The organism is Thauera sp. K11, assembly GCF_002354895.1.
GTDB lineage: Bacteria > Pseudomonadota > Gammaproteobacteria > Burkholderiales > Rhodocyclaceae > Thauera > Thauera sinica.
The window spans coordinates 1,590,519-1,616,794 of sequence record NZ_CP023439.1; the positions used below are offsets into that span (position 1 = coordinate 1,590,519).

At 71.2% G+C, this 26,276-nt stretch carries 22 protein-coding genes; 6 read left to right on the forward strand and 16 right to left on the reverse strand.

Translation table 11 applies throughout. From position 1 onward, the window contains the following. Positions 1–47 precede the first annotated feature (47 nt). The 4 genes from CCZ27_RS07015 to CCZ27_RS07030 all read right to left on the reverse strand — a co-directional run bounded on the left by CCZ27_RS07015 (position 48) and on the right by CCZ27_RS07030 (position 5,958). A complete protein-coding gene (locus CCZ27_RS07015; protein WP_096446807.1) occupies positions 48–2,834 on the reverse strand; it encodes an FAD-binding and (Fe-S)-binding domain-containing protein in 2,787 nt (928 codons plus the stop codon). Positions 2,835–2,919: 85 nt separating this feature from the next. After that, a complete protein-coding gene (locus CCZ27_RS07020) occupies positions 2,920–4,380 on the reverse strand; it encodes a LutB/LldF family L-lactate oxidation iron-sulfur protein (protein WP_096446809.1) in 1,461 nt (486 codons plus the stop codon). Next, complete coding sequence (locus CCZ27_RS07025) at positions 4,377–5,132, reverse strand: LutC/YkgG family protein (protein WP_198363287.1); 756 nt, start codon at positions 5,130–5,132, stop codon at positions 4,377–4,379. The genes CCZ27_RS07020 and CCZ27_RS07025 overlap by 4 nt, the downstream gene beginning before the upstream one ends. Before the next feature lies 1 nt (position 5,133). Then, on the reverse strand, positions 5,134–5,958 hold the full coding sequence (locus CCZ27_RS07030; RefSeq protein WP_198363288.1) for a (Fe-S)-binding protein: 825 nt from the start codon (positions 5,956–5,958) through the stop codon (positions 5,134–5,136). A 241-nt stretch (positions 5,959–6,199) separates the two neighbouring features. Here CCZ27_RS07030 and CCZ27_RS07035 point away from each other — a divergent pair, with 241 nt between their 5' ends. Next, a complete protein-coding gene (locus CCZ27_RS07035) occupies positions 6,200–6,994 on the forward strand; it encodes an FCD domain-containing protein (RefSeq protein ID WP_096446813.1) in 795 nt (264 codons plus the stop codon). A gap of 141 nt (positions 6,995–7,135) precedes the next feature. Here the strand turns inward: CCZ27_RS07035 and CCZ27_RS07040 are convergent, their stop codons facing one another. Further along, a complete protein-coding gene (locus CCZ27_RS07040) occupies positions 7,136–8,005 on the reverse strand; it encodes a tellurite resistance TerB family protein (RefSeq protein ID WP_096446815.1) in 870 nt (289 codons plus the stop codon). A 242-nt stretch (positions 8,006–8,247) separates the two neighbouring features. Between CCZ27_RS07040 and thrC the strand changes: the two genes are divergently transcribed. Next, entirely contained in the window at positions 8,248–9,696 is a 1,449-nt protein-coding gene (gene thrC / locus CCZ27_RS07045) for a threonine synthase (RefSeq protein WP_096452296.1), read from the forward strand. A 98-nt stretch (positions 9,697–9,794) separates the two neighbouring features. Here thrC and CCZ27_RS07050 read toward each other — a convergent pair whose 3' ends face one another. The 4 genes from CCZ27_RS07050 to CCZ27_RS07065 form a co-directional block, all read right to left on the reverse strand. After that, on the reverse strand, positions 9,795–10,565 hold the full coding sequence (locus tag CCZ27_RS07050; protein WP_096446817.1) for a Mut7-C RNAse domain-containing protein: 771 nt from the start codon (positions 10,563–10,565) through the stop codon (positions 9,795–9,797). Continuing rightward, positions 10,562–11,152, reverse strand: coding sequence for a DUF2946 family protein (locus CCZ27_RS07055; protein WP_096452298.1), 591 nt, complete (start codon positions 11,150–11,152; stop codon positions 10,562–10,564). Before CCZ27_RS07055 ends, CCZ27_RS07050 begins: the two co-directional genes overlap by 4 nt. 124 nt (positions 11,153–11,276) lie before the next feature. After that, positions 11,277–12,119 (reverse strand): DUF429 domain-containing protein, encoded by an 843-nt coding sequence (locus CCZ27_RS07060; RefSeq protein ID WP_096452300.1) that lies wholly within the window; start codon positions 12,117–12,119, stop codon positions 11,277–11,279. Continuing rightward, positions 12,112–13,050 (reverse strand): histone deacetylase family protein, encoded by a 939-nt coding sequence (locus CCZ27_RS07065; RefSeq protein WP_096446819.1) that lies wholly within the window; start codon positions 13,048–13,050, stop codon positions 12,112–12,114. Before CCZ27_RS07065 ends, CCZ27_RS07060 begins: the two co-directional genes overlap by 8 nt. 290 nt (positions 13,051–13,340) lie before the next feature. Between CCZ27_RS07065 and CCZ27_RS07070 the strand changes: the two genes are divergently transcribed. From CCZ27_RS07070 to CCZ27_RS07080, 3 genes are read left to right on the forward strand one after another with little or no spacing between them, the layout of a single operon-like run. Beyond that, entirely contained in the window at positions 13,341–14,513 is a 1,173-nt protein-coding gene (locus CCZ27_RS07070; protein WP_096446821.1) for a M20 aminoacylase family protein, read from the forward strand. A 33-nt stretch (positions 14,514–14,546) separates the two neighbouring features. Next, entirely contained in the window at positions 14,547–17,042 is a 2,496-nt protein-coding gene (locus CCZ27_RS07075) for an ABC transporter permease (RefSeq protein ID WP_096446823.1), read from the forward strand. Between the two features lie 11 nt (positions 17,043–17,053). Next, positions 17,054–18,277 carry a DNA recombination protein RmuC gene (locus CCZ27_RS07080; RefSeq protein WP_096446825.1) on the forward strand — a complete coding sequence of 408 codons (1,224 nt, stop codon included), beginning with the start codon at positions 17,054–17,056 and terminating at the stop codon, positions 18,275–18,277. A gap of 34 nt (positions 18,278–18,311) precedes the next feature. Here CCZ27_RS07080 and CCZ27_RS07085 read toward each other — a convergent pair whose 3' ends face one another. The 5 genes from CCZ27_RS07085 to CCZ27_RS07105 all read right to left on the reverse strand — a co-directional run bounded on the left by CCZ27_RS07085 (position 18,312) and on the right by CCZ27_RS07105 (position 22,862). Further along, complete coding sequence (locus CCZ27_RS07085; protein ID WP_096446827.1) at positions 18,312–18,638, reverse strand: hypothetical protein; 327 nt, start codon at positions 18,636–18,638, stop codon at positions 18,312–18,314. Between the two features lie 102 nt (positions 18,639–18,740). Continuing rightward, a complete protein-coding gene (locus CCZ27_RS07090) occupies positions 18,741–19,181 on the reverse strand; it encodes a hypothetical protein (protein WP_096446829.1) in 441 nt (146 codons plus the stop codon). Between the two features lie 57 nt (positions 19,182–19,238). Next, positions 19,239–20,714: a DegQ family serine endoprotease gene (locus tag CCZ27_RS07095; RefSeq protein WP_096446831.1), complete on the reverse strand. Its 1,476-nt coding sequence runs from the start codon at positions 20,712–20,714 to the stop codon at positions 19,239–19,241. 95 nt (positions 20,715–20,809) lie between these two features. Then, entirely contained in the window at positions 20,810–22,135 is a 1,326-nt protein-coding gene (locus CCZ27_RS07100; RefSeq protein ID WP_096446833.1) for an ATP-binding protein, read from the reverse strand. 64 nt (positions 22,136–22,199) lie between these two features. Next, positions 22,200–22,862 (reverse strand): response regulator, encoded by a 663-nt coding sequence (locus CCZ27_RS07105; protein ID WP_096446835.1) that lies wholly within the window; start codon positions 22,860–22,862, stop codon positions 22,200–22,202. A gap of 73 nt (positions 22,863–22,935) precedes the next feature. Here CCZ27_RS07105 and CCZ27_RS07110 point away from each other — a divergent pair, with 73 nt between their 5' ends. Further along, positions 22,936–23,493: an SRPBCC family protein gene (locus tag CCZ27_RS07110; protein ID WP_096446838.1), complete on the forward strand. Its 558-nt coding sequence runs from the start codon at positions 22,936–22,938 to the stop codon at positions 23,491–23,493. A 46-nt stretch (positions 23,494–23,539) separates the two neighbouring features. Here CCZ27_RS07110 and CCZ27_RS07115 read toward each other — a convergent pair whose 3' ends face one another. Both CCZ27_RS07115 and ald read right to left on the reverse strand, forming a co-directional pair. Next, positions 23,540–25,114, reverse strand: a complete 1,575-nt coding sequence (locus CCZ27_RS07115) for a hypothetical protein (protein ID WP_096446840.1) — start codon at positions 25,112–25,114, stop codon at positions 23,540–23,542. A gap of 68 nt (positions 25,115–25,182) precedes the next feature. Then, positions 25,183–26,271: an alanine dehydrogenase gene (ald, locus tag CCZ27_RS07120; protein ID WP_096446842.1), complete on the reverse strand. Its 1,089-nt coding sequence runs from the start codon at positions 26,269–26,271 to the stop codon at positions 25,183–25,185. Positions 26,272–26,276 lie beyond the last annotated feature (5 nt).

A 26,276-nucleotide genomic window follows, 5' to 3' on the forward strand; every position in this document is an offset into this window, starting at 1 on the left:
TCGCGGGGGAGGGCCCCCGCGGCTGGGGTGGTGGATCGGAGTCGCGTTCAACAGGCCGCCAGGCGGGCCGCCTCCGTGCTGCATTCGTCCAGCAGGTGGACGATCGAGCGGTAGGGCAGGCCGGTGGCGGCGGTCAGGCCGATTTCGCAGGTCTGGTTGCTGGAGTAGCCGCCGCAGCAGCCGGCCGGCACCTCCGCGTGCAGCTTGCGCAGCGCATGGGCATTCAGTTCGGGCACGACGAAGCCGCGGTCGCCGCCGAAGCCGCAGCACTTCACCTGCGCCGGCAGCGTGACCTCGTCGGCGCAGGCGCGGGCGAGCTTCGTCAGCTTGTCCTCGAAACCCATGCGGCGCGCGCTGCAGTTCAGGTGGATCAGCACCGGGCCGGCCTTTTTCGCCAGCATCAGGCGCGGCAGCAGGGCGTCGTGCGCGAATTCGACGAGGTCGTATACCGGCAGGCGTTCGGCGAGGAAGGTCTTCATGCGCAGCGAGCAGGCGCTGGCGTCGAGCACGATGGGATGGCGTCCGTCTTCGCTGGCGCGGCGCAGCACCGCCTCGAGTTCGGCCGACTTGCGGTCGGCGTCCTCCGCCATGCCCTTGCTGACGAAGGACTGTCCGCAGCACAGCGCATCGACGCCCTCGGGCACCACGGGCGCGTAGCCGGCGCGTTCGAGCACGCGGATGACGGTGGCCGACAGCGCCGCCTCGGGCGTGTCGGCGCCGAAGATGCGGCCGGCGCAGGTCGGGAAATAGACCACCTTGTCGCCCGCGCCGGCGCGCGCCGAGACGCGGCCGGGGGGCTGCGGCCGCGGCATGCCCGCCTTCCATGCGCCGCCGGTGAGGCGGGCGAGGAGCTGCGTGCCGACCACCGATTCGGCGACGTGGCCCGCCTTCAGCGCGGTGCGGGCCAGTGCCTGGGTGGCGCCGAAATGGTTGGCCGCGACCTGGCCCAGCTTGCGCGCGACGGTGGACAGCTTTTCGCCGCGCACCGCGCGCGTCAGCGCGCCGGTCTCGATGCCGACCGGGCAGGCGGTGGCGCACAGGCCGCAGGTGGCGCAGGTGTCGAGGCCCATGTAGAGATAGTCGCGGCCGAGTTCGCCGGCATCCTCGCCGGCGGCTTCGCGCCGGGCCAGCTCGCGCCAGCCGACGATGCGCTGGCGCGGCGACAGGGTGAGGCCGTGCGACGGGCATTGCGGCTCGCAGAAGCCGCATTCGATGCAGCGGTCCACCGGGGCGTACAGCGCGCCCGCCGCCGGCATCGGCTTGAGGTGCCTGAGGTGCGCCCGGGCATCGTCGTTGATGACGACGCCGGGGTTGAGCAGATCCTCCGGGTCGAACAGGCGCTTGATCTCCTTCATCAGCGCGTACGCGCGGGCACCCCATTCCAGCTCGACGAAGGGGGCCATGTTGCGCCCGGTGCCGTGTTCGGCCTTCAGCGAGCCGTCGTACTTTTCCACCAGCAGGGCGCACACCTCGTCCATGAAGGCGGCGTAGCGCGCGACTTCCGATTCGATGCCGAAATCCTGCGTGAACACGAAATGGACGTTGCCCTCCAGCGCATGGCCGAAGATGATCGCCTCGTGGTAGCCGTGCTTCGCGAACAGGCGCTGCAGGTCGAGGCAGCAGGCGGCGAGGTCGGGCACCGCGACGGCGACGTCCTCGATGATGACGGTCGTGCCCGGCTTGCGCACCGCGCCCACCGCCGGAAAGGTGCCCTTGCGCACGTGCCACAGGCGGTCGATCTCGGCCGGGTCGGTGGTGAAGGCGGGCGGCTCGAGCAGCGGGTGGTTCGCCAGTTCGGCGAGCACGGCGGCGACGCGCTCGCCGAGTCCGGGCGCCGACGGCGCGCGCGTTTCGATCAGCAGCGCGGTGGCGCCGTCGGCCAGCGTGAGCAGCAGCGGCGGCATGCCCGGCTTGTCCGCCACCGCGCGCAGCGAGGCGCGGTCGAGCAGCTCGACGGCATCCACCGGTCCGGCCTTGAGCCCGGCCACAGCGCGGCAGGCGCTCTCCATGTCGGGGAAGAACACCAGCGCGCTTGCCTTGTGGGCGTATTCCGGCACCGTGCGGTAGGTGACGAGGGAGATGAAGCCCAGCGTGCCTTCGGAGCCGATCATCAGGTGGGCGAGGATGTCCACCGGGTCGTCGAAATCGACCAGCGCGTTGAGGCTGTAGCCGGTGGTGTTCTTGATCTTGTACTTGCTGCGGATGCGCGCGGCCAGCTCCGTGTCGGCGCGCACCTCGGCGGCAAGGGCGGCCAGGCGTTCGAGCAGCGCCGCACGGCTGTCGCGGAATTCGGCGACGCTGGCCTCGTCCCCGGTGTCGAGCAGGCTGCCGTCGGCGAACAGCACGCGGATCGCGGCCAGCGTGTTGTAGCTGTTCTGCGCCGTGCCGCAGCACATGCCGCTGCTGTTGTTGGCGGCGATGCCGCCGATCTTGGCGGCGTTGATCGACGCCGGATCGGGGCCGATCTTGCGCCCCAGCGGCGCGAGGCGGCGGTTGACCTCGGCGCCGACGATCGCCGGCCCCACTTCCACCGTGGCGCCGTCGGCCGCGATGCGGCAGCTTGCCAGCCCCTCGCCGAGCAGCACCAGCACGCCGTCGGTGACCGCCTGCCCGCACAGGCTGGTGCCCGCGGCGCGGAAGGTGACCGGCCGGCGGAACTGGCGGGCGAGGCCGACGACGTCGCGGACTTCGTCCTCGTCGTCGACGACGGCGACCACCTCGGGGATCAGCCGGTAGAAGCTGCCGTCCGTGCCGTAGGCGAGACGGCGCAGTTCGTCGGTGATCACGCGTCCGGCGGGCAGCCGGCGGCGCAGGGCTTCGATCAATGCGGACACAATGGGTCCTCCCGTCAGGGATGCGTTGAATGGGTCGGTTGCTCGCCCGTGGGCGCCCCGCGCGAGGCGGGGCGGCCGGGCGCGTCTAGCGGCGGTCGCGCACCATGTCCCTCAGCCTTCGCGGCGCGGGCGTGAGCGGCGTGCGGGCGGCGGTCCACCCGCTCTGGCGGGACGGCGTGAGCGCGCGCAGGCGCGACGCGAGCCAGCTGAACAGCCGGTAGTTGCCCGGGCTGGCGTAGATGCGCGCCCACGCCCGCCAGGCGAAGGAGGCCAGCGCGCTGTAGCCCGCGCCCTGGCCGGCCATCGCCGGATTCGCGTGGGGCGCGCTCTGGGCTTCGCCGCGCAGGCGCACCAGCAGCTCGGGGATGGGGATCCTGACCGGGCAGACCTCGCCGCAGGCGCCGCACAGGGTGGAGACCGTCGGCAGCAGGTGGGTCTGTTCCAGGCCCATCATGTGGGGCGACACGATCTTGCCGATCGGGCCGGGGTAGGTCGTGCCGTAGGCATGGCCGCCGATGCGGGTATAGACCGGGCAGTGGTTCATGCAGGCGCCGCAGCGGATGCACTGCAGCGTCTTGCGCAACTGTTCGTCGGCATAAGCCTGGCTGCGGCCGTTGTCGAGCAGGATCAGGTGCACCTCTTCGGGGCCGTCCTTCTCGTCCGGCTTGCGCGGGCCGGAGATCATGTTGAAGTAGGTGGAGATCGCCTGTCCGGTGGCCGAGCGGGTCAGGATGGAGAACAGCGGCGCGACGTGCTCGAGCTTTTCGACGACCTTCTCGATGCCGGTGATCGCCATGTGCACCCGCGGCACGGTGGTGCACATGCGGCCGTTGCCTTCGTTCTCGACCAGGCACAGGGTGCCGGTCTCGGCGACCGCGAAATTCACGCCGGACAGGCCGATGTCGGCCTGCTCGAACTTCTCGCGCAGCACCTGGCGGCCGATCTGGATCAGCGCATCGACGTTGTCGGTGTAGTCGACGCCGGGCACCTTGTCGGCGAACAGGCGGGCGATCTGCTCCTTGGTCTTGTGGATCGCCGGCATGATGATGTGCGAGGGCTTTTCGCCGGCGAGCTGGACGATGTATTCGCCCATGTCCGACTCCAGCGCCTCGATGCCGGCAGCCTGCATCGCGTGGTTGAACTCGATCTCCTCGCTGACCATCGACTTGCCCTTGACGATGGACTTCGCCGCGTGGCGGCGGGCGATGCCGAGCATGATCGCGTTGGCTTCGCCGGCGTCCGCCGCCCAGTGCACCTGCACGCCGTTGCGCGTCAGGTTGGCTTCGAGCTGCTCCAGCAGGTCGGGCAGCTTCGACAGGCTGTACTGGCGGATGGCCTCGGACAGCGTGCGCAGCGAGGCCAGTTCGGATTCGTCCGGGAACTGCGCCGCGCGCTTGGCCATCAGGAAGTCCATCGCGCCGCGGAAGCTCGTGCGCAGGTGCGGGTCGTTGACCGCCTCGTGCATGCGTTCGCGCAGGGCCTGCGCCGACACGAAGGCGATGGGGCGGGCGTCGCCCTTCGAGGTGGCGGGAGCAGGGGCGCTCATCGAACCTCTCCTTCGGCCTCGATCACGATCACCACCAGTTCCTTCGGGCCGTGGGCGCCGTAGGCCAGCGTCTGCTGGATGTCGGCCGTCTTGGACGGGCCCGAGACCAGCAGCGCGTTGGTGGGCAGGCCGTCGGCCCAGTTTCCGGCGCGGATCGCATCGAAGAAGGTCGGATGGATGCTGCGGGCGTCGAGCAGCGCGAAGTGGATCGGCGGCACCAGCGACAGCGTGCGCGGCTCCGCTTCGGACGGCCACACGATCAGCGTGCCGGTCTCGGCGATCGCGCCCAGCGCCTGGGTGAAGCCGGCGTCGATGCGATGGAAGAGTTCCGCCTTCAGGTCTTCGACGCAGCCCGCCCACGGGCGCAGCGCGGTGGCGGGGAAGGCGGACTGGTCGAGCCTGCCACCGGCGGGCGTGCCGGCGCCGTAGAGCAGCGAGCCGACGCCTTTCTCGGCGCACAGGCGGGCGAGCAGCGCCGGCCAGCCGGCCTCGCTCGCGAGATGGACTTCGGCGTGGAAGCTCTCGATGCCGGCCCGGAAGCGCGCCACGCGCCCGGCGAGCGTTTCGTTGCGCGCGCGCGGAGCGTAGTGCTCGTCGAGCACCGGTGCGGGCAGGGGCTGGGACGGGCGGCTGGCGCGCAGTCTGGCCAGGATGCGGTCGCGGGTGGTGCCCGCTTCCCTGGCGCCCGGCCCGAAGCCATTGGGTGCCCCCCCTTGGGGCAGCGAACGAGGTGAGCGTGGGGGCTGTTTCACTTCAGTTCCTCCGCGAGGGCTGGCCGCCGGTGCGGCGCAGCACGAAGGTGGCGAGGTGCTCGCCGGGCAGCGAGGGCCGGGTGCGGCCGGCGTCGAGGTCTTCCTTCTCTGCGCGCTTGGTGATGTTGAGCAGGCAGCCGCAGTCCGCCGTCACCACCTCGTGCGCGCCGGTCGCCTTCAGCGCGGCCACCTTGTCGCTCACCATCGCGGTCGAGACGTCGGGGTGCTTGATCGAGAAGCTGCCGCCGAAGCCGCAGCATTCGGATTCGTGGCCGTGGTGGGCGAGTGTGACGTTGGAGAGGCGGGCGAGGAGTTCGCGGCCGACCAGGTGGGTGCCCATCTCGCGCCGCGCCGAACAGGAGGTGTGCAGCGTGACGGTGATCGGCTCGCCCTCGTCGCGCCGCTGGAAGCCGACCACGTGGACCAGGAACTCGGCGAGTTCGTAGGTGCGCGCAGCCACCGCGGCGGCCCGCGAGCGCATGGCGGGATCCTCGGCGAAGATCTTCTCCCAGTGCCAGCGCATCATGCCGGCGCAGGAACCGGACGGCACGATGACGGGGTGATCCTCCGGAAACAGGTCGAGCTGCGCAGCGACGACCTTGCGCGCCTCTTCGGGGAAGCCGCTGGAGAACGCCGGCTGGCCGCAGCACGACTGGTTCTCGGGAAAGATCACGCGGATGCCTTCGCGCTCGAGCAGGGTGATGGCGTCCATGCCGGCTTCCGGCACGAACAGGTCCACCAGGCAGGTGGCATAGAAATAGACCGCCGCGGGCCGCGGCGGATAGGTGCGCGAGGACTGCGCGGTACCGTTCGAAGGACTGCTCATGTCTCCTCCTGTGGCGTGCCCCGTCGGGCGCATCACGCTCAGTTTTGGTTTATTGGTAAGACCAATTTACTGCGTGGCCGAAAATGTACCCGCATCCGGCGGCAGCGTCAATGATTCATTTCGTGAATCGTGTGGATTCCATTCATCTATCGCGCGGCCGCCGCCCGGCAGGCGGCCACCGCGCTTGCGGACGGCGCTGCGACACGAGTAGTATTTTGGTCAGACCAATGACGGAGGCCCCATGAATACAGGCAAGATCGCGGTCCGGCGCCTGTCCGACACCATCGCCCACGAACTCGAGCGCCGTATCCTCGACGGAGCGCTGAAACCGGGCGACCGGCTGCAGCCCGAGCGCGAACTCGCCGCCGAACTCGGCGTGTCGCGGCCCTCGCTGCGCGAAGCCATCCAGAAGCTGGTGTCGAGAGGGCTGCTGCACAGCCGCCAGGGCGGGGGCACCTTCGTGACCGACCGGCTGGACTCGGGCTTCACCGATCCGTGGGGCGAAATGCTGCGCCAGCATCCCAACCTGCAGGCCGACCTGCTCGAGTTCCGCGGCATGCTGGAGTCCGAGGCTGCGGCGATGGCGGCGCAGCGTGCGACCGATGCCGACATCGAGCGCATCGGCGAAGCCTTCAGGCGGGTGGAGGGCCTGTTTGCGGAAGGGCCGTCGGCGCGCGTCTTCGAGGAACAGGTGAAGGCCGACTTCGCCTTCCACCAGGCGATCGCCGAGGCCGCGCACAACGTGATGTTCGGCCATCTGACGGCGAGCCTGTTCCGCGTCATCCACGAGCACATCGACCTCAACCTGCGCCACCTGCGCCGCGTGGAAGAGGACTGGCTGCGCTTGCGCGACCAGCACGCGGCGATCTGGGAGGCCGTGCGCGACCGCGATGCCGGCGGCGCCAGGGCGGCGGTGCGCCGCCACATCGCCTTCGTCGAGGAGAGCATGCAGGCGCGTGCCCAGCACGCGGAGCGCGAATCGCGTGCGCTGCTGATCCGCAGGCTGGAGAGGTCCGAGCCGCAATCGGCGGGCTGAACCGGGCGGGCGGCGCGCCGGTTCCTGCGCGTCGGCAGGGCGTGGTGCATGAAGAAGACGGCCGCAGGATGTGTTCCTGCGGCCGTCGGTATATGGGTGATGCGGCCCCTGGAGGCGGGCTGCGCCTCCAGGGGCGCCCGGTCAGCCCTGGGTGCCGGTGAGCTGGTGCAGGCGGGCAACCGTGCCCGCGTCCAGCCCCAGCCCTCGTGCGAGTTGCTGCAGGTAGGCGAGTTCGGCGTCGGTGTCGAGGCGGATGGCCAGGAGCGACGCGCCATACACCTGAGCCGCGACGGCCTCGTTCGGCACCGCGTCGATCAGGCCCTGCAGGTCCAGCGGGCGGCGCAGTTCCTCGGCGACGAACTGCTTCTCGTCCGGGGTCACGCCGTCTTCGCCGATGCGGCCGACGATGCGCTGGATCTCGTCCTCGTCGACCTGGCCGTCGGCCTTCGCGGCGGAAATCATCGCGCGCAGCACCAGTTTCTCGGTCTCGGGCGCGGTCATCTCGGCGAACTGGCCCGGCGCCATCGCGGCGGCGTCCGTCAGTCCGGCGGCGGTGGCGGCGCCGCGCGAATCCTGCCAGTTCTTCAATGCCGCCATCGCCAGCGTGGCGAGGATGGCCATGCCGGTGCCGCCGAGCGGGTTGCTGCTTCCGCTCCCGCGCGCCGCGCCGCCGCCCAGCGCGCCGCCCAGCAGATCCCCCAGCCCGCCGCCCGTGCCGGCGGCCGCCTGGCCGCCGGCCGACCCGCCGCCCAGCAGGCCGCCGAGAAGGTCTCCCAGTCCGCCGCCCGCGCTCCGCCCCGCGCCCTGTCCGCCGAGCACGGCTCCCAGCACGTCGCCCAGGCCGCCGCCGGCCCGGCCGCCGCCCGCTCCGAGCACGGAGCCGAGCAGATCGCCCAGTCCGCCGCCGACGCCGCCCAGACCGGACGGGCCCAAGGTGTGTTCCAGCCGCGAAGGGCTCTGGCTGGCCATGCCTTGCTGCAGGATCTGGCCGATGATGTTGCCGAAGCTCATGGTGTTCTCCCGGGGTGTACTGTGTGGAGCTTCGATTGTAGTCGTCCCTCGGTTACCGGGGATCGATCGGGCAAGCCCGGTGGCGGTTCGCGGCCGACGATCGGAGGCAAGGACGGCGCGCGACGCGGCCGGACGGCGAACGCCGGCCACGATTGCGGCGCGGCATTCGTTAAACTTGCGGGCTCGCGGTCCCGGTGCAGCTTCCGGCAGCCGCCCGCTTTCTGCCAATCGAGGATTTTCCCGTGAAGTACATCTCCACCCGAGGCCACGCCGGCCAGCCCGCCAACCCCGAGTTCTGCGACATCCTGCTGGGCGGCCTCGCGCCCGACGGCGGCCTGTACCTGCCCGAACGCTATCCGCAGGTGACGCGCGCCGAACTCGATGCGTGGCGCGGCCTGTCCTATGCCGGGCTCGCGTTCGAGATCCTGTCGAAGTTCATCACCGACATCCCGCCGGCGGACCTCGAGGCGATCTGCGACAAGACCTACACCGCCAAGGTGTATTGCCACGTGCGCAAGGGCGACGATGCCTCCGACATCACGCCGGTGCACTGGCTGGAAGAAGGCCGGTTCGGCCTGCTGGAGCTGTCCAACGGCCCGACGCTGGCCTTCAAGGACATGGCGATGCAACTGCTCGGCAACCTGTTCGAGTACGTGCTCGACAGGCGCGACGAGACGATCAACATCCTCGGCGCCACCTCGGGCGACACCGGCTCGGCGGCCGAGTACGCGATGCGCGGCAAGCACGGCGTGCGCGTCTTCATGCTGTCGCCGCACGGCAAGATGAGCGCCTTCCAGCGCGCCCAGATGTATTCGCTGCAGGACGACAACATCTTCAACATCGCCGTCACCGGGATGTTCGACGACGCGCAGGACATCGTGAAGGCGGTGTCCAACGACCATGCCTTCAAGGCCAGGCACAAGATCGGCGCGGTCAACTCGATCAACTGGGCGCGCGTCGCGGCCCAGATCGTGTACTACTTCAAGGGCTACTTCGCCGCCACGAAGAGCAACGACGAGCAGGTCGCCTTCTGCGTGCCGTCGGGCAACTTCGGCAACATCTGCGCCGGCCACATCGCACGCCGGATGGGGCTGCCGGTGGCGAAGCTGATCCTCGCCACCAACGAGAACGACGTGCTCGACGAGTTCTTCCGCACCGGCGTCTATCGTCCGCGCAAGGCCGCCGAGACGCACGTGACGTCCAGCCCGTCGATGGACATCTCCAAGGCGTCGAACTTCGAACGCTTCGTCTTCGACCTCGTCGGCCGCGATCCGCGGCGGGTCGCGGCGCTGTGGGCGGAAGTGGAGGCCGGCCGCGCCTTCGATCTGTCCGGCACGCCGGAATTCGCGCGCATCGCCGATTTCGCCTTCGTTACCGGAGCCAGCAGCCATGCCGACCGGCTGGCGACGATCCGCGAGGTCTTCGAACGGTACGGCGTGATGATCGACACCCATACCGCCGACGGCGTCAAGGTCGCGCGGCAGCATGCGGCCGAGGTGCCGGCCGGCGTGCCGCTGCTGGTGCTGGAGACCGCGCTGCCGGTAAAGTTCGCCGACACCATCGTCGAAGCCCTGGGCCGCGAGCCCGAGCGCCCGGCCGATCTCGAGGGCATCGAGAAGCTGCCGCAGCGCGTCGAGGTGATGGCGCCGGACGTCGAGGCGGTGAAGCGCTTCATCGCCGAACGGGTCTGATTCCCCGCCCGCCGCTCGAAGGCGCCGGCCGCGTGCACTTCGCCGAGCGGCGCTGGCATCACTGAGCGGGCGCCGTGCGGCCCGCGCAGCGGCGGGCTTCAGCCGTGCGGCAGCAGGTGGGCGACGAGGGTGCGCATGTGCTGCCAGTGCGAGCCTTCCCAGAAGATGCGCCGGCACAGGTCGCAGGTGCTGAAGCGCGCGTGCCGCTCGCGCACGCCGGCGGGGAGCCGGTCCGCGACCAGGGCCTTGTCGATCGTGTGCAGCGGCGCGTTGCATTCCAGGCACAGCGTGAAGGGGCGGGCGCTGCGCGCGAGGTCGAGGCGGTCGAAGATCTCGGCCACCTGCAGTGCCGGCTTGAGCGCATGCACGAAGCAGCCGTGGGTGATCGTGCGGCGCTTGAGCAGTTCGCGGTCGCGGGTCAGCACGATGCGGGCGTCGCGTGCGGCGATGGCCTCGATCTCGTCGTCGGCGTAGTGGTTGTCGTACAGCGTGTCGAAGCCGGTCAGGCGCAGCAGGTGGGCGAGGCCGCCGAGGTGGGCGTCGGCGATGAAGCGGGTCTGCCGCAGCGGGTGGTCGCGCACGCGCAACAGCGGCGTGATGTCGAAGGTCTCGAAGCGCGGATAGACCGACACGCGGTCGCCGTCTTGCAGCGGACGGTCGAAGGTGGACGATTCCCCGTTGACCAGCACCAGTTCCACCTCGGTGTGCGGTACGCCCAGTGCCTCGATCATGTGCTTGACCGTCGCCGCGCGTGCGCAGCACGCAGGGAACTCCTGGCGGCGATGATGCGGTGCGAGGAAGTCGTTCAGTTCCTCGTAGAAGCGAAAGCTCGCCGTGACGGGCGGAGCAGGCTGGCGTGCGTCGCTCATGGAACGGAACCGGGCGCGGGGTCGGGCGCCGGGGCCGGCACGAAACCGAAGCGCTGCGCGACCTCGGCGCGGCGGATGGGCTGCACGGCCAGGTTCCGCCAGCGCACGGCGGGAACGTCTGCCGGCGCCGCCGTGGCGGCCAGCAGGGCGATCAGCGCATCGTCGCCGGCGGGGGCGCCGTCGGCCAGGCGGCATTGCGCGAGAAGGCGCGGCAGGTCGCGGTCGTCGAGCAGGCCGATGCCGCATCCGGCATGCAGCAGGACGTTGCCTTCGTCGTCGATATGGACGGTGTCGATGCGTCCGGCGTCGGCGCCGGTATGGGTCGTCAGCCGGCCGTCGGTTTCGAGCCGCAGCACCCACGGCGTGTAGTCGAGCGCCACGAACACCTTCTGCGGGCCGTTGCGCACCAGCCAGGCGCCGCTGCCATCCGTTCCGTAATGCGCGTTCAGGAAGGCGACGAAGCCCTGATGCCGCACCGGTTCGCGCTGCAGGCGCCAGCCGCCGCGGCGGTCGAGGGACAGCCAGCCGTAGCAGGCCGGGACCGGGGGCCAGTGCGGAGCGACCGCAGGAATGGGAGCATCGGACATCGGGGATTCGGCCATGGTCGGATCGGCGGGCATCGGGGCGGAACATCGAGCATAGCGCGCTTCGGACGTGCGGCGATCCGTGTTTCGTCCGCCGCCGGACGCGTCGGGCGGCGGAGTGTGACCGTCAGGCGCCGGCGATCCAGCCCTCGAGTGTATCGACCCCGGCGGGCAGGCCGAAGTTCGGCGCCCCCGCGCGCAGCGCGGCCGCCGCCTGGACGAGGGCGAGCGCCGCGTCCAGATGGTCGCCCGATGCGTCGTCGACCAGTTGCGACGGCAGGGCACCGGTCGCGGCCAGCGGAGGGCGCTGCGGTGCGTGGCCGGCCTGCAGCGCCTGCACGATGCAGGCGCGGCTGTCGCGCCGCGCCGCCGTCTGCTTCGCCCTGTCGTCGCTCTTGTACGGGGCGGTGGTGATGCGGCGGGCGAGCAGCCCCGGATAGGCTTCGAGCGCGATCCGCAGCGGATCGGCGGCCAGGATGCCGGCAACCGTGACACCCGCGGCCAGCAGTCGCGGCGCGCCCTCGAGAAACATCAGCCCCACCGGCGGATTCACCAGCTTCAGCGGGCTGTGCGAGCGTGCCGGCAGATCGGTGGCGCGGTGCGCGTAGCGTCTTCCGGCCGGGCGGCTCCGGCGATGGCCGTCGAGCGCGGCGCGAAAGCCGCCGCGTCCGAGCGCGGCGCAGTGCCGCACCAGCGCCGGCCAGTCCTGCGGCCAGCCCAGATCGGCGACGGCTTCGCGCGGCAGGCCGAAGGGGAAGTCGAAGCCGCCCAGCCAGGGGCCGGGCCGCGCCAGCAGCGCCTCGAACGAAGGCCAGTCCGGCAGCGCCTCGACGTGTTCGAGGACGAGCGTGCCGCTGGCCAGCCGGCCGATGGCGGCGGTGATCGGCTTTTGCCGCCGCGGCGCCGAGGTGAAGTCGACGCCGAGCAGCGTCCAGCCATCCGTGGCGGGCGGCTGCCGGGAATCAGGCATCGGGCGCGATTCCCCCGTTGCCGCCTGCGCCGAACAGCCGCGCGGCGGCCAGCACGGTGCCGGCATGGATCGCCACGGTGTCGTCGATTGGGCTGGCGTAGCCGCCGGCCATCGCGATCGCCACCGGCACGCCGGCCATGCGGCAGGTTCCGAGCACGCGCTCGTCGCGTGCGGCCAGGCCGGCCATGCTGAGCGACAGGCGGCCGAGGCGGTCGCCCTCGTAGGGGTCGGCGCCGGCGAGATAGATCGCCAGGTCGGGGCGAAAGCCGTCGAAGATGCGCCCGAGCGCGCCGTCGAGCGCCGCCAGGTAGGCAGCGTCGCCGGTGCCGTCGGGCAGTTCGATGTCGAGATCGCTCGCCTGCTTGTGGAAGGGAAAGTTCCTGGCGCCGTGCAGGCTGCAGGTGAAGACCTCGGGCTCGTGCGCGAGGATGGCGGCGCTGCCGTCGCCCTGGTGCACGTCGCAGTCGATGATCGCGATGCGGCGCGCGCGGCCCTCGGCGCGCATCGCCAGGGCGGCGATCGCGGCGTCGTTGAACACGCAGAAGCCCGAGCCGAAGTCGCGGTGCGCGTGGTGCGTGCCGCCGGCGAGGTTGGCCGCGCAGCCTTCGCCCGCTTCGAGCGCGCTGCGGCAGGCGGCCAGCGTCGCCCCGGCGGAGCGGCGCGAGCGCTCCACCATCTCCGGCGACCACGGAAAGCCGATGCGCCGCATCTGGGCGGCGTCCAGCGTGCCGGCGACGATGCGGGCGAGATAGCCGGCGTCGTGCGCGCGCAGGATCTCGGTGTCGCCGGCGGCGTCCGGCACGCGGAAATCCGACGCGGCGAAGACGCCGCTGGCGGACAGGCGCTCCCGCAGGCGCGAATACTTCTCCATCGGAAAGCGGTGCCCGGCGGGCAGGGGCAGCACGAAGTGGTCGGCGTAATAGAGCTTCACTGCGGGAGCTTCACGGTGAGAGTTTCGCGGCGGCGGTTTCAGGGCGGTCGGCCGGGAGGCCCAGCGGCGCGCGGTCGGCGGACGCGGCGACGGGTTTCCCCGCGCCGAGGAACCGGCCGGCGCCCGCCATGGTCTCCCCAGGGCGGGCGCGGCGGGCGCGGCGGGCGCGGCGGGCGAGGTGGATTGTAGTGGGCCCGCGCGCCGTTGCGTGCGGCAGGCTGCCGGTCGCGGCCTGGACCCGGCTTTGTAATAAACTCGACCACCCGCCACAGATTCCGACTGGTGCAGCCATGAGCGTCATCGAAAGCATCCGGCCCCATCATGCCAAGCTCACCGCGATCCGGCGCGACATCCATGCGCATCCCGAGCTGGCCTTCGACGAGCACCGCACGGCAGATCTGGTCGCGCGCCACCTCGAGGCGCTGGGCATCGAGACCCACCGCGGCATCGGCGGCACCGGCGTGGTGGGCGTGGTGCGCGGCGGGCGCGGGCTGCGCGCGATCGGCCTGCGCGCCGACATGGACGCACTGCCGATCACCGAGCGCAACGACTTCGCCCACCGCTCCACGGTGCAGGGCTGCATGCACGCCTGCGGCCACGACGGCCACACGACCATGCTGCTCGGCGCGGCGGAAGTGCTGGCGGCGCGGCGCGATTTCGACGGCGTGGTGTACCTGATCTTCCAGCCGGCGGAAGAAGGCGAAGGCGGCGCGCGCGAGATGATCGCCGACGGCCTGTTCGACCGTTTTCCGATGGAGGCGGTGTTCGGCATGCACAACTGGCCCGGCCTGGAAGCGGGCACCTTCGCGGTGCATTCCGGCCCGGTGATGGCGAGCGCGGACCGCTTCGACATCCGCGTGTTCGGCGTCGGCGCCCACGCGGCGATGCCGCACCTGGGCGCCGATCCCATGCCGGCCGCGGCGGCGCTGGTGCTGGCGGCGCAGACCATCGTGTCGCGCATGCTGGACCCGGTCGATGCGGCGGTGGTGTCGATCACCCAGTTCCACGCCGGGGAGGCGTACAACGTGATTCCCGACCGTGCCGAGCTGTGCGGCACGGTGCGCGCTTTTTCCGCCGGGGTGCAGGACCGCGTCGAGGCGGCGCTGCGGCGCATGTGCGAGGGCATTGCCGCCGCCCATGGCGTGCGCATCGACTTCGAATACCGCCGCGGCTACCCGCCGACGATCAACACTGCGGCCGAGGCCGGGGAGTGCGCCGCGGCCGCGCGCGCGCTGGTCGGCGCCGGGCGCGTCAGCACTTCGGCGCGGCCCAGCCTGGGGGCGGAGGATTTCGCCTTCTTCCTGCAGCACAAGCCGGGCGCCTACGTGTGGATCGGCAATGGTCCGGGCGAGGGCGGCTGCACGCTGCACAACCCGAACTACGACTTCAACGACGACGTGATCCCCACCGGCGTGGCCTACTGGGCCGAACTCGCGCGACGCCTGCTGCCGCACGGCGGCTGAGGCGCGGACCACGCGGCGCACCTTCCCGACGACATGAGAACACTCCGGCTTGCCTTGCGCATGATGCTGCGCGACCTGCGCGCAGGCGAACTCCACCTGCTCGGGCTGGCGATCGTGATCGCGGTCGCCAGCCTCGCCAGCGTCGGTTTTCTCGCCGACCGCGTCGGGCGGGCGCTGGACCGCGAGGCCAACCAGTTGCTCGGCGGCGACCTGCTGCTGCGTGCCGACCGGCCGTGGCCGCCGTCCTTCGCCGACGAGGCCCGCCGGCGCGGACTGGAGACGGCGACCACGGTGCTGTTCACCAGCATGGCCAGCACCGCGGAGACCGCCGTGCTGGCCGGCGTCAAGGCGGTGGACGCGGGGTATCCGCTGCGCGGCGCGGTGCGCATCGCGCCGGGGCCGAACCAGCCCGACGCCATCGCCGGGCGGGCGCCCGGGCCGGGCGAGGTATGGCTGGACGAACGCCTGTTCGCCGATCTGGGCGTGAAGGCCGGCGAGCGCGTCGGCTTCGGCGAGGTCGAGTTCCGCGTCGGCGGCATGGTCAGCTTCGAGTCGGATCGCGGCGCGAATTTCTTCAGCCTGTTGCCGCGCGCGATCTTCAACCTGTCCGACCTCGCGGCGACCGGGCTGTTGGTCGAAGGCAGCCGCGCCAACTGGCGCCTGCACGTAGCCGGCACCCCCGAGGCGGTGGCCGGCTTCGAGCAATGGGCGCGCACCAGGCTGGGCCGTGGACAGGCGGTGGAGACGATAGAAAATGCGCGGCCCGAGGTGCGCGCCTCGCTCGACCAGGCACAGCGCTTCCTGCGCCTGGCGGCGCTGCTGGCGGTGATCCTCGCCGCGGTGGCGGTCGGCCTGTCGGCGCGCCGCTTCATGCAGCGCCACCTCGACGGCTGCGCGGTGCTGCGCTGCCTCGGGGCGCGGCAGGCGCAGGTGCTGGGCATCTTCATCGGCGAGTTCCTGATCTTCGGCCTGCTGGCCGCGGTGCTCGGCTCGGCCATCGGCTGGGCGGTGCAGTGGGGTCTGGCCGGCGGCCTGCGCGAGATCCTCGCCACCGAACTGCCGGCGCCGTCGCTGCTGCCGCTTGCGCACGGCGTGGCGGTGGGCATGGTGCTGCTGGCGGGCTTCGTGCTTCCGCAGTTGCTGCGGCTGGGCAAGGTGCCGACCCTGCGCGTGCTGCGGCGCGAGTTCAGCGCCGCCGAGCCGGTGTCCGGCGCGGCCTGGGCGTTCGGCCTCGCGGCCCTGCTGGCGCTGGTCTTCTGGATCGCCGCCGACGTGCGCCTGGGCCTGATGGTCGCGGGCGGGTTCGCCGCGGCGCTGGGAGTCTTCGCCCTGGCGGCATGGTGGGTGCTGGGGCTGGCCGCGCGGCTCAAGGGGCAGGGCAGCCTGCGCGGCGGCGGCTGGCGCTACGGCGTCGCCTCGCTCGGCCGGCGGGTGGGCGGCAGCGTGGTGCAGGCCGCCGCCCTCGGCCTGGGCATGACCGCGCTCCTGCTGCTGACGCTGATCCGCTCCGACCTGCTCGACAACTGGCGCCGCATGGCGCCGCCGGATGCGCCCAACCGCTTCGTCATCAACATCCAGCCCGACCAGCGCGAGGGCGTGCGCCAACTGTTCGCCGCCGCCGGCCTGCCGGTGCCCGGCATCGAGCCGATGATCCGCGGGCGCATGACGGCGATCAACGGCACGCCGGTGGCCCACGGATCCTATGCGGACGAGCGCACGCGCCGGCTCGTCGAGCGGGAGTTCAACCTGTCCTATTCTGCGGCGCTGCCCGGCGGCAACACGGTGATCGGCGGGCGCTGGCACGGCGCGGCGCGCACGCCGCAGTTCTCGGTGGAGAAGGGCCTGGCCGAGACCTTCGGGCTCAAGATCGGCGACGTGGTGAGCTTCGACGTGGCCGGACGCGCGGTGGAGGCGCCGATCACCAGCGTGCGCACGCTCGACTGGGATTCGATGCGGGTCAATTTCTTCTTCGTCGCTTCCGAGGGCGTGCTCGACGGCGCGCCCGCCAGCCTGATCACCAGCTTCCATCTGCCGGCCTCGGACCACGATTTCGTCGCCCGGCTGGTGCATGCCTTTCCCAACCTGTCGGTGATCGACATCACCGCGGTGCTGGCGCAGGTGCAGGGCATGACCGACCGGCTGATCGTGATCGTGCAGTTCGTGTTCGGCTTCGCCGTGCTGGCCGGACTGATGGTCCTGTATGCCGCGCTGCAGGCGACGCACGACGAGCGCGAATACGAACTCGCGATGCTGCGCACGCTGGGCGCGCGCAATCGCCAGGTGCGGCAGGCCCTGCTCGCGGAATTCGTCGTCCTCGGCGGAGTGGCCGGGCTGCTCGCCGGCATCGGCGCCAGCGCCATCGGCTGGGCGCTGGCGCATTACGTGTTCAAGATGGCCTACGTGCCGGGCGTGCTGCCGCTGCTGGCGGCGACCGTGCTCGGTGCCGGCGGCGTGGTGGCGGGCGGCTGGCTCGGCACCCGCGGCCTGCTGTCGCGTCCGCCGCTGGCGAGCCTCCGGGCGCTGGCCTGACCCACGGCCCGATGACGCAGACCGAGATCCTCCTTGCCGCGCTGCTCGGCGTGGCGCTTCTGTTGCTGTCGTGGACCGTGTTCCGGCTGTCGCGCCTGCGTGACGAACTGGCCGAACGCCTGGGCGACGAACTCGGCGAACAACTGGCGCTGAACCTGGGCGAGCAGCATCGCGCCCTGCTGCGCGACCTGCACGAGGGGCTGGGCCGCCAGACCGACCGCATCGGCGAGCACGCGCGCGCCGACCGCGAGCTGCTGCAGCGCGGCCTGGCCGCCGCCTCGGTGCAGTTGTCGCGCAGCATCCAGGTGCTGACCCGCAGCGTCGATGGCCGCCTGGAAAGCATCGCCGGCCATGTGAACCAGCGCCTCGACGAGGGGTTCCGCAAGACCAACGAGACCTTCGCCAGCGTGATGGCGCGGCTGGCGACGATCGACGAGGCGCAGAAGAAGATCGACGGCCTCACCACCAACGTCGTCAGCCTGCAGGAACTGCTGGGCGACAAGCGCGCGCGCGGCGCCTTCGGCGAGGTCCAGCTTGAGGCGCTGGTGCAGAACGCGCTGCCGCCCGATGCCTATGAATTCCAGGCGGCGCTGCCGAACGGCACGCGGGCCGACTGCGTGCTCACGCTGCCGCCGCCGACCGGGCAGGTGGCGGTGGACGCCAAGTTTCCGCTCGAGAACTACCACCGCATGTTCGATTCATCGCTGGGCGAGCCCGGGCGGCGCGCGGCGCAGCAGGCTTTCCGTGCCGACGTGCGGCGGCACGTGGATGCGATCGCGTCGAAGTACATCCTGCCCGGCGTGACTTCGGACGGCGCGGTGATGTTCCTGCCGGCGGAGGCGGTGTTTGCCGAGGTGCATGCCTACCATCCGGAAGTGGTCGCCCATGCGCAGCAGAAGCGCGTGTGGATCGTGTCGCCGACCACGCTGATGGCGGTGCTCAACACCGCCCGCGCGGTACTCAAGGACGTCGAGACGCGCAGGCAGATCCACGTCATCAAGGATGCGCTCGGCAAGCTGGCGAAGGATTTCCACCGCTTCGACGAGCGCATGAATGCGCTCGCGCGCCACATCGAGCAGGCGAACAAGGATGTGCAAGACGTGCAGACCTCGAGCCGCAAGATCAGCGCGCATTTCCACACGATAGAATCGGCGCGGCTGGACGAACTGCCCGCGGGGCCGGGCGAAGCCGGCGGGGCGGGCAGTTCGTCCAGCCGCGCCGGAACCGGCGACTGAGCCGGCGCTTCGCGCGGCCGCCGGCGGCGGTCCGTCAGCGGGAGGCGGCCTTCGCGCCCGCTTCGCACTTCTTGATGAACGAGTTGCGGGCCGCTCCGGCCAGCGCTTTGCCGTTCTTGTCGACGGCGCGCGCCGCGCAGCCTGCACCCGCTTCGGCATTGCACTTCTTCATGAACGAGGCGCGCGCTGCCCCGGCCAGCGGCTTGCCGTTCTTGTCCACTGCGCGGGACTCGCAGCCCGAGGCTGCCGCGGGCGCGGCGGCGGCGGGTGCGGCAGCCTCGGCCGGTGCGGCCGGCGCCTGGGCGAGGGCGAGGTTGCTGATGGCGAGGCCGGTCAGGATTGCGGCGATCAGGCGGGACATCGTGTGCTCCTTCGGAAGGTTGTCCGCCCGGCCCCTGCCATCGGGGCGGAGGCGGCGGGACGGCGGTCGTGGTTCGGCTGCGGGGAACTGCGGGGGTGCACTCTAGATCGTTTCGGTGAAGTGCAGATAGGGCAGCGTATCGCTGCCGATGCGGATGCGATGCACCTCGGTCAGGCCGTTGGCGCGCAGCAGCACGGTGTAGCTGCCGTGTGCCAGCGGTCCCACCATGCTGTCGCCATGAAGGGCGAGATGCACGACCTTGCGGCCGCCGGCGTCGAGCACGCGCAGATGGGCGAGGGCGCCACCGGGCGCGTGCGCACCCGCCGCCATGCCGGCGAGTGCGAAGCGGTGCCGATAGCCGTGCCGCGCCTCGGCCGCGGCATCGTCGGTGTGCGCATCGTCGTCGCGGCTGTCGGTCGCCGGCTGCCGGGCGCTGTCGTCGGCGAGTGCGGGCGTGGTGCCGACGCCGATGGCGAAGGCGGTGGCGGCCAGTTGCAGAAAGCGCTTGATCGCGCGGCGGGAAATCCGGTGTCTGCCTTTCATGCCTGTCTCCGTATCGGGTGGCGGCCGCTGCGGCCGCCGGTGCGTGGAAGTCGTGGATCAGCCGAGTTCGATCGGCACGAAGATGCGGGCCTCGTTGCGCTGGATCAGCAGCGCGACGTGCTTGCCGGCTCCGGCGACCTGCTTGCGCAGTTCGTCCGCGCTGGCGACCGGCCTGCCGTTCACCGCGAGGATCACGTCGCCGCCCTCGATGCCGGCGCGCGCCGCCGGTCCGCCGGCATCGAGCACCAGCAGTCCGCCCTGGGCCTCGGCCTGCTGCCGTTCCTGCGGGCTGAGCGGCCGCACCGCGACGCCGAGCCGGCCGCGGTCGGGCGAGGCGGCGTCTTCGCCCGCGGCCTCGGCGGTTTTCATCTCGTCCACGGTGACGGTCAGCGAGCGCGTCTTGCCCTTGTGCCAGACTTCCAGCGCCACCGGCTTGCCCGGCTTGACCGCCGCGACCCTGGACGGCAGTTCGGCCGACGAGGCGACCGCTTCGCCATCGAACTTCAGGATGACGTCGCCCGCCTCCAGGCCGGCCCTGGCCGCCGGGCTGTCGGCTTCGACCCGGCTCACGAGCGCGCCGCGCGCGGCGTCGAGGCCGAAGGATTCGGCAAGGCCCTGATTGACGTCCTGGATGGCGACGCCGAGCCGGCCGCGGGTGACCTTGCCGTGCGCGAGCAACTGGTCCTTGATCTGCGCGGCGACGTTGATCGGGATCGCGAACGACAGGCCCTGGTAGCCGCCCGAACGGCTGTAGATCTGCGAATTGATGCCCACCACCTCGCCCTTCAGGTTGAGCAGCGGCCCGCCCGAGTTGCCCGGATTGATGGCGACGTCGGTCTGGATGAAGGGCACGTAGCCCTCGTCGGGCAGGGAGCGCGACTTGGCGGACACGATGCCCGCCGTCACGCTGTTCTCGAAGCCGAAGGGCGAGCCGATGGCGAGCACCCAGTCGCCCACCTTGGTCTGCGCCGGATCGCCGAGCGGAACGGTGGGCAGGTCGTGCGCATCGATCTTGAGGACCGCGATGTCGGTCGGCTTGTCGACGCCGAGCACCTTGGCCTTGAACTCGCGCTTGTCGGTGAGCTTGACGGTGACCTGGTTCGCATCCTCGACCACGTGGGCATTGGTCAGGATCACGCCGCCGGGGCTGACGATGAAGCCCGAACCCATGCCGCGCTTGATCTGTTCGCCCTGCGGCACCTGGAACTGCGGCCCGAAGCGGCGCAGGAAGTCGTAGAACGGGTCGTCGGGGTCGATGTTGCCGAAGGGCGACTGTGTGCGCGCGCTGGCCTTGACCGTGCCTTCGACGCTGATGTTTACCACCGCCGGACCGTAGCGTTCCACGATGCTGCCGAAGTCGGGCAGGGACAGCGGGGGCGCGGCGGTGGCCGCGCCGGCCGGCGCGGCGGCGAAGGCGGGCGCAGCGGATTCGGCATGCGCCGTGCCGGCGAAGCGCGCTCCTTCGTAGGCGCCCAGGAAGATGCTTGCGATGGCGGTCGAGAGAATGCCGAACTTGATGACCGTGGCTTTCATGTCTGCCTCCTTATGCTGGAGCGGGCGAGCACCGCCCGCGACGCCTGCAGGCTAAGGGAGGCTGGCTTAAGGAAAACTTAAGGCGGAAGGCAGGGTCAGCCGGCCGCGGCGGCGGGCGGAAAGCCCACCGCCACGCGCAGGCCGCCCAGCGGCGAGGCGTCGAGCACGAGCCGGGCGCCGTGCCGTTCGGCAATGCTGCGCACGATCGCGAGCCCCAGGCCGGAGCCGGTCTGTTCCTGGCCCGCGCGGCGGTAGAAGCGGTCGAGTACCCGCTCGCGCTCCGCGGGCGGGATGCCCGGGCCGCTGTCGGATACGTACAGCCAGCAGAGCGGGTCGCCGTCGTCCCGGCGCACGCCGACGTCGATGCGCCCGCCTTCCGGCGTGTAGCGGATGGCGTTGTCGATCAGGTTGCCGGCGAGGGTGCGCAGCGCGGCGGCATCGCCCAGCACCGCGAGTCGATCGTCCAGCGCCTCCGCACCGAGGTCGATGCGGCGCGCCTCCGCCAGCGGCGCATGGTCGGCCAGCGTCCGGCGTGCGACGTCGGCCAGCATCACCGGCGCGTGCGCCGGTGCGGCGGCGCCCGGCTCCTGGCGGGCCAGGGTCAGCAACTGCTGGACCATGTGGGTGGCGCGCTGGAGGCCGGCGCGCAGTTCGCCGAGGGCGGCGGCGCGCGCCTGGGGGTCGCCGGCGCGCTCGCATAGATGCAACTGGATCTGCAGCGCGGCGAGCGGGGTGCGCAGTTCGTGCGCGGCGTCGGCGACGAAGGCACGCTGCGCGGCGAGGGCCTGGTCCAGCCGGTCGAGCAGGTGGTTCAGCGCATGGACCAGCGGGCGCGCCTCGTCGGGAACGTGCTCGGCGCGCAGCGGTTCGAGCGAGTCCGGGCGGCGCGTGGCGACGTCGCGCGCGAGGCGTTCCAGCGGCCGCAGCCCGCGGCCGACGAGATACCAGATGAGGGCGCCGAACAGCGGGATCACCGCCAGCAGCGGGATCAGCGTGCGCAGCGCGGCATCGGCCGCCATGCGGCTGCGCACCGACATCGGCTGGGCGACCTGGATCACGCGGTCGAGCAGCGGGATCGAGAACACGCGCCAGTCGCCCTCCGAGGTTCTCACGGTGCTGTAGCCGAGCTGGGCGAGCGAGGGCAGGGTGCTGTGCGGGCGCGACAGGTAGAGCTGCACGCCGCTGCTGTCCCAGACCTGGATGACGAAGTCGAGCGATTCTTCCGGCGGCGCGAGCGGTGCGGCGTTCGGCCGGCCGAACTGCTGGTCGCGCAGCGACAGGGCGAGCTGGCGCAACTGGTAATCCATGAGGCCGTCGATTTCCGCCCGCGCCGCGACGAAGGTCGCCAGCCCGCCGCTCAGGAAGACGGCGGCGAGCGCCGCCAGCAGGGACAGCAGCAGGGTGCGGCGCAGGGAGTTCATCGGGGCCTGCCGGGGTTCGCCGCCGCGGCGGCGACGGGGCGGGGGCGGGCGGCGGCGCCTGCGTTCACGGCTGCACCGGCACGTAGTAGCCCACGCCGCGCAGGTTGCGGACCCATCCGGAACCGAGCTTGCGCCGCAGGGCGTGGATGTGGACCTCCACCGTATTGCTCTCGACTTCCTCGTCCCAGCCGTAGATGCGTTCCTCCAGTTGCGCGCGCGACAGCGGTTTGCCGGGCTGTTCGAGCAGGGCGCACAGCAGCGAGAATTCGCGCGCCGACAGGCGGACCGGCGCGCCCTCCAGGGTGACGCGGTGGGCGGCCGGATCGACCTGCAGCGCACCGAGCGTGATCAGCGGCGCCGCGGTGCCGCGGCGGCGGCGCAGCAGCGCCCGTATGCGTGCGCCGAGTTCGTCGAGGTCGAAGGGTTTGACGAGGTAGTCGTCGGCACCGGCATCGAGGCCGCGGACCCGGTCGGCGACCGCGTCGCGGGCGGTCATGACCAGCACCGGCACGGCATGGCCGGCACCGCGCAGCCGTTGCAGCAGTTCGATGCCGTCGCGCCGCGGCAGGCCGAGATCGAGCAGCAGCAGTTCGTAGGGGTTGTCGGCGACGGCAAGCTCGGCGGCGACGCCGTCGCGCACCCAGTCGACGGAATAGCCTTCGCCGCGCAATGCCTGCTGCACGCCGGCGCCGATCATCGGGTCGTCCTCGATCAGCAGCAGGCGCATCGCGTTCGCGGGGCAGGGAGGTGGATTAGCATGGGCGGCAGGTTACGCGAAAACGCCATCCGGGGAGAATCGCATGCGGCACGTTCCCTTCATCCTGATCTTCTTCTGTGCGCTCGCCGCGGGCGGGACGGCATGCGCTGCCGAGGCCGACGCGGTGGCCGACGGCGACGTGCGCGTCGAGCGGGCGGGGGATCATTTCACCGTGGACATGGTGGCGCACGCGCCGGTCGACGTGCAGCGCGCCTGGGCGGTGCTGACCGATTTCGAGCACATGCCCGGCTTCGTGCCCAACCTGCGCCTCAGCGAGGTCCTCGAGCGCAGCGGCGCGGTGGTCAAGGTGAGGCAGGAAGGGCAGGCCACGTACGGCCCCTTCTCCGTCCGCTTCGACTTCGTGCGCGAATTCACCCTCAAGCCCCTGCGCGAGATCCGCGCCCACGGCACAGGCGGAAACGTCCGCAGCATGGACAGCGTCATGCTGCTCGAGGAAGAGAGCACCGGCACCCGCCTCCGCTACCATGCCGAGGTGGAGCCCGGCTTCTGGCTGCCGCCGCTCATCGGGCCGGCCTTGGTACGCCACGAGACGGCGGAGCAGTTCTCGGCGATGATCCGCGAGATGATGCGCAGGCAATGAGGGCGGCCGCCGGCCGGCGTTGCGTTTCGCGCCGCGGGAGGAGGCGTCAGCCCTTCCGCCTGATCCTGTAGAAGGCGAAGCCGTTCCCGTTGTGGACCGGTTGCAGCAGTTGCGGCGCCGGGTTTTCCCACTCGTCGGGATCGGTGCCGAGGACGACCAGGTAATCGTAGAAATCGGGCCAGCCGTCCCAGTAGTGCCTTTCGCCGTCCGGAGCCGTGGCGTGGATCGCGAGTATCGCCTGGCTGATCGTCGGCGTTTCGCCGTCCTCGGTATCCACGTGCCCGCGATAGCCCTCGCGCGCGTGCAGGATCTGCTTGCCGGGGACGACGAACAGCCGCGACACCAGCGCGGAGCGTTCGATGACCGCCAGCGTGGGGGCGTGCGACATGGCGGCGCCGATCGCGCCGTCGGGCAGGTTGTCGGCCTGGGTGACGAGCAGTCGGGAGCCGGGCTGCATCGTGCGGATGGAGTTGCGCAGTTCGAGCAGCGGCTGCGAGATCGACGACCAGTTCACCGACACGTCCACCACGCGGAAGGCGATCGTCGCCAGGCAGATGGCGAAGAAGGCGTTCTGCCCTTCGAGCTTGCGCAGGTCGGTCGAGATGAAGCCCAGTGTCATGAAGAAGATGCCGACGACGAGCCGCTCGTCCGCCATCCACGAACCGAAGGCCATGCGCGGCATTGCCAGGAAGGCGAGGGTCAGCACGGCGGCGACGATCATCCCGGCGCGGTGGAAGCGCACCAGGCCGCGGCGGATGGCGACGACGATGGCCCCCACGATCAGCGCGAGGAAGGGGATGTCGACCAGATCCGAATAGACGGACAGAAAGCGGATCACCGCCGCGAACTTGCCCTGCGCTTCCCACACGTTTTCCCGCGCCAGCCCCCAGGTCGGGCTGTGCAGCAGCAGATACAGGAAAGGCAGGAAGGGCAGCCCCAGCGCCAGCACGCTGGCGGCCACCCTGCCGGGCCTGGACGGGCGGGCGGTCCACAGCCGCCACGCTTCGAAGCTGGCGATGCCCAGGCCGTAGAGCCCGAGGGCGGACAGGTGGCAGACGTAGAGGACGGCGCAGAAGGCCAGGCTGGCCAGCGCCCGGACGGGGAGCCGGCGATCCGATAGCCGTATCCACGCGGCCAGGCCGAAGACGGCCACGCCGACGCCGAACAGGTAGTTCATCAGCCCGACGAAGAGGAAGCCGTTGTAGACGAAGAGCCCTCCCACCAGGGGCCAGGCGGACCAGTTGCCGTACAGGGTGCGGTGCAGGAACATCGGGCCCAGCAGCAGGAGCAGCAGGGTGGCGCCGATGAAGATGCGTCCGGCGGCATAGATCCCGACCCACGATGCCAGCCGCGGCACGGTCAGATCCATGATGAGGTTGGGGATCGGCGCCCAGGCGGTCTCGTAGAAGCCGGACAGCGTGTCGCTGCCCGGAAGCCGGGCGAGCGCGAACATGCGCGCGAGGTGGTTCGGGTAGTCCTCGAGCGGCGGCACGAGGGTGTAGAACAGCGGAACGACGATCAGCGTGGCGACGAGCAGGGTCTGCTTGAGTACCACCCACGGGCGTTCGGCGGGCGTGTCGGCGTGGAGGCCGGGGTAGGGAATCGAACGGGCGCTCTGCAATTTCGATGTGGCCGCCGGGGCCGGGCTGGAGTGGAGACGGGCGATGCCCTTGCCGCGCCGCCCGCGGATCAGGCCCCTTCGAGCGCCGCCGCGACGGCGGGATGCGCGACTTTACCACCTTGCAGGTTGAGTCCGGCGGCCAGATGCGGGTCGTCCGCGAAGGCGCGCCGCCAGCCCTTGCCGGCGAGCGCGAGGACGAAGGGCAGGGTGGCGTTGTCGAGCGCGAACGTGGACGTGCGGGCGACCGCGCCCGGCATGTTGGCCACGCAGTAATGCACGATGCCATCGACGACGTAGGTCGGGTCGGCATGCGTGGTCGGGCGGCTGGTCTCGAAGCAGCCGCCCTGGTCGATCGACACGTCGACCATCACCGAGCCCGGCCGCATGCGGGACAGCCAGTCGCGCGGCACCAGGCGCGGCGTGCGCCCTCCGGGGACGAGCGCGGCGCCGATGACGAGATCGGCCTTCAGCACCAGGGCCTCGATCATGCCGGCGGTGGCGTGGCGGGTACCGACGGTGCCGGCGAAGAGTTCGTCCAGGCGGCGCAGGCGGTCGATCGACGGATCGGCGATGACGACGTCCGCGCCCATGCCGATCGCCATGCGCGCCGCGTTGCAGCCGACGACGCCGCCGCCCAGGATCACCACCCTGCCGGGCGCCACGCCCGGCACGCCGGCCAGCAGCACGCCCGAGCCGCCGCGCGGCTTCTCGAGACAGGTGGCGCCGGCCTGGATCGCCATGCGCCCGGCGACCTCGCTCATCGGCGCGAGCAGGGGCAGGCCGCCCGACGGGCCGGTCACCGTCTCGTAGGCGATGGCGGTGATCCCGGCATCGAGCAGCAGCCTGGCCTGCTGCGGGTCGGCGGCAAGGTGCAGGTAGGTGAACAGCACCTGATCGCCGCGCAGCCAGCGGCATTCATGTGGTTGCGGCTCCTTGACCTTGACGATCAGTTCGCCGCGCGCGAAGACCTCCTCCGCCGTATCGGCCAGTTCGGCGCCGGCGGCGAGGTATTGCTCGTCGGTCAGGCCGATCGCGGCGCCGGCGCCCTGCTCGACCAGCACCTCGTGGCCGTGGGCGACGAGTTCCCGCACGCCGTGCGGCGTGGCGCCGACGCGGTACTCGTGCATCTTGATCTCTTTCGGAATACCGATGCGCATGGCTG

What these genes read in the sequence shown, in the direction of transcription:
- CCZ27_RS07090 (WP_096446829.1), bottom strand. Translation starts at nt 19,181, where the DNA reads ATGAAAGGCAGACACCGGATTTCCCGCCGCGCGATCAAGCGCTTTCTG.
- CCZ27_RS07105 (WP_096446835.1), bottom strand. Translation starts at nt 22,862, where the DNA reads ATGCGCCTGCTGCTGATCGAGGACGACCCGATGATCGGCGCCGGCGTG.
- CCZ27_RS07060 (WP_096452300.1), bottom strand. Translation starts at nt 12,119, where the DNA reads ATGCCTGATTCCCGGCAGCCGCCCGCCACGGATGGCTGGACGCTGCTC.
- CCZ27_RS07055 (WP_096452298.1), bottom strand. Translation starts at nt 11,152, where the DNA reads ATGTCCGATGCTCCCATTCCTGCGGTCGCTCCGCACTGGCCCCCGGTC.
- CCZ27_RS07095 (WP_096446831.1), bottom strand. Translation starts at nt 20,714, where the DNA reads ATGAAAGCCACGGTCATCAAGTTCGGCATTCTCTCGACCGCCATCGCA.
- CCZ27_RS07040 (WP_096446815.1), bottom strand. Translation starts at nt 8,005, where the DNA reads ATGAGCTTCGGCAACATCATCGGCCAGATCCTGCAGCAAGGCATGGCC.
- CCZ27_RS07070 (WP_096446821.1), top strand. Translation starts at nt 13,341, where the DNA reads ATGAGCGTCATCGAAAGCATCCGGCCCCATCATGCCAAGCTCACCGCG.
- ald (WP_096446842.1), bottom strand. Translation starts at nt 26,271, where the DNA reads ATGCGCATCGGTATTCCGAAAGAGATCAAGATGCACGAGTACCGCGTC.
- CCZ27_RS07085 (WP_096446827.1), bottom strand. Translation starts at nt 18,638, where the DNA reads ATGTCCCGCCTGATCGCCGCAATCCTGACCGGCCTCGCCATCAGCAAC.
- CCZ27_RS07030 (WP_198363288.1), bottom strand. Translation starts at nt 5,958, where the DNA reads ATGAGCAGTCCTTCGAACGGTACCGCGCAGTCCTCGCGCACCTATCCG.
- CCZ27_RS07075 (WP_096446823.1), top strand. Translation starts at nt 14,547, where the DNA reads ATGAGAACACTCCGGCTTGCCTTGCGCATGATGCTGCGCGACCTGCGC.
- CCZ27_RS07050 (WP_096446817.1), bottom strand. Translation starts at nt 10,565, where the DNA reads ATGAGCGACGCACGCCAGCCTGCTCCGCCCGTCACGGCGAGCTTTCGC.
- CCZ27_RS07100 (WP_096446833.1), bottom strand. Translation starts at nt 22,135, where the DNA reads ATGAACTCCCTGCGCCGCACCCTGCTGCTGTCCCTGCTGGCGGCGCTC.
- CCZ27_RS07110 (WP_096446838.1), top strand. Translation starts at nt 22,936, where the DNA reads ATGCGGCACGTTCCCTTCATCCTGATCTTCTTCTGTGCGCTCGCCGCG.
- CCZ27_RS07020 (WP_096446809.1), bottom strand. Translation starts at nt 4,380, where the DNA reads ATGAGCGCCCCTGCTCCCGCCACCTCGAAGGGCGACGCCCGCCCCATC.
- CCZ27_RS07080 (WP_096446825.1), top strand. Translation starts at nt 17,054, where the DNA reads ATGACGCAGACCGAGATCCTCCTTGCCGCGCTGCTCGGCGTGGCGCTT.
- CCZ27_RS07035 (WP_096446813.1), top strand. Translation starts at nt 6,200, where the DNA reads ATGAATACAGGCAAGATCGCGGTCCGGCGCCTGTCCGACACCATCGCC.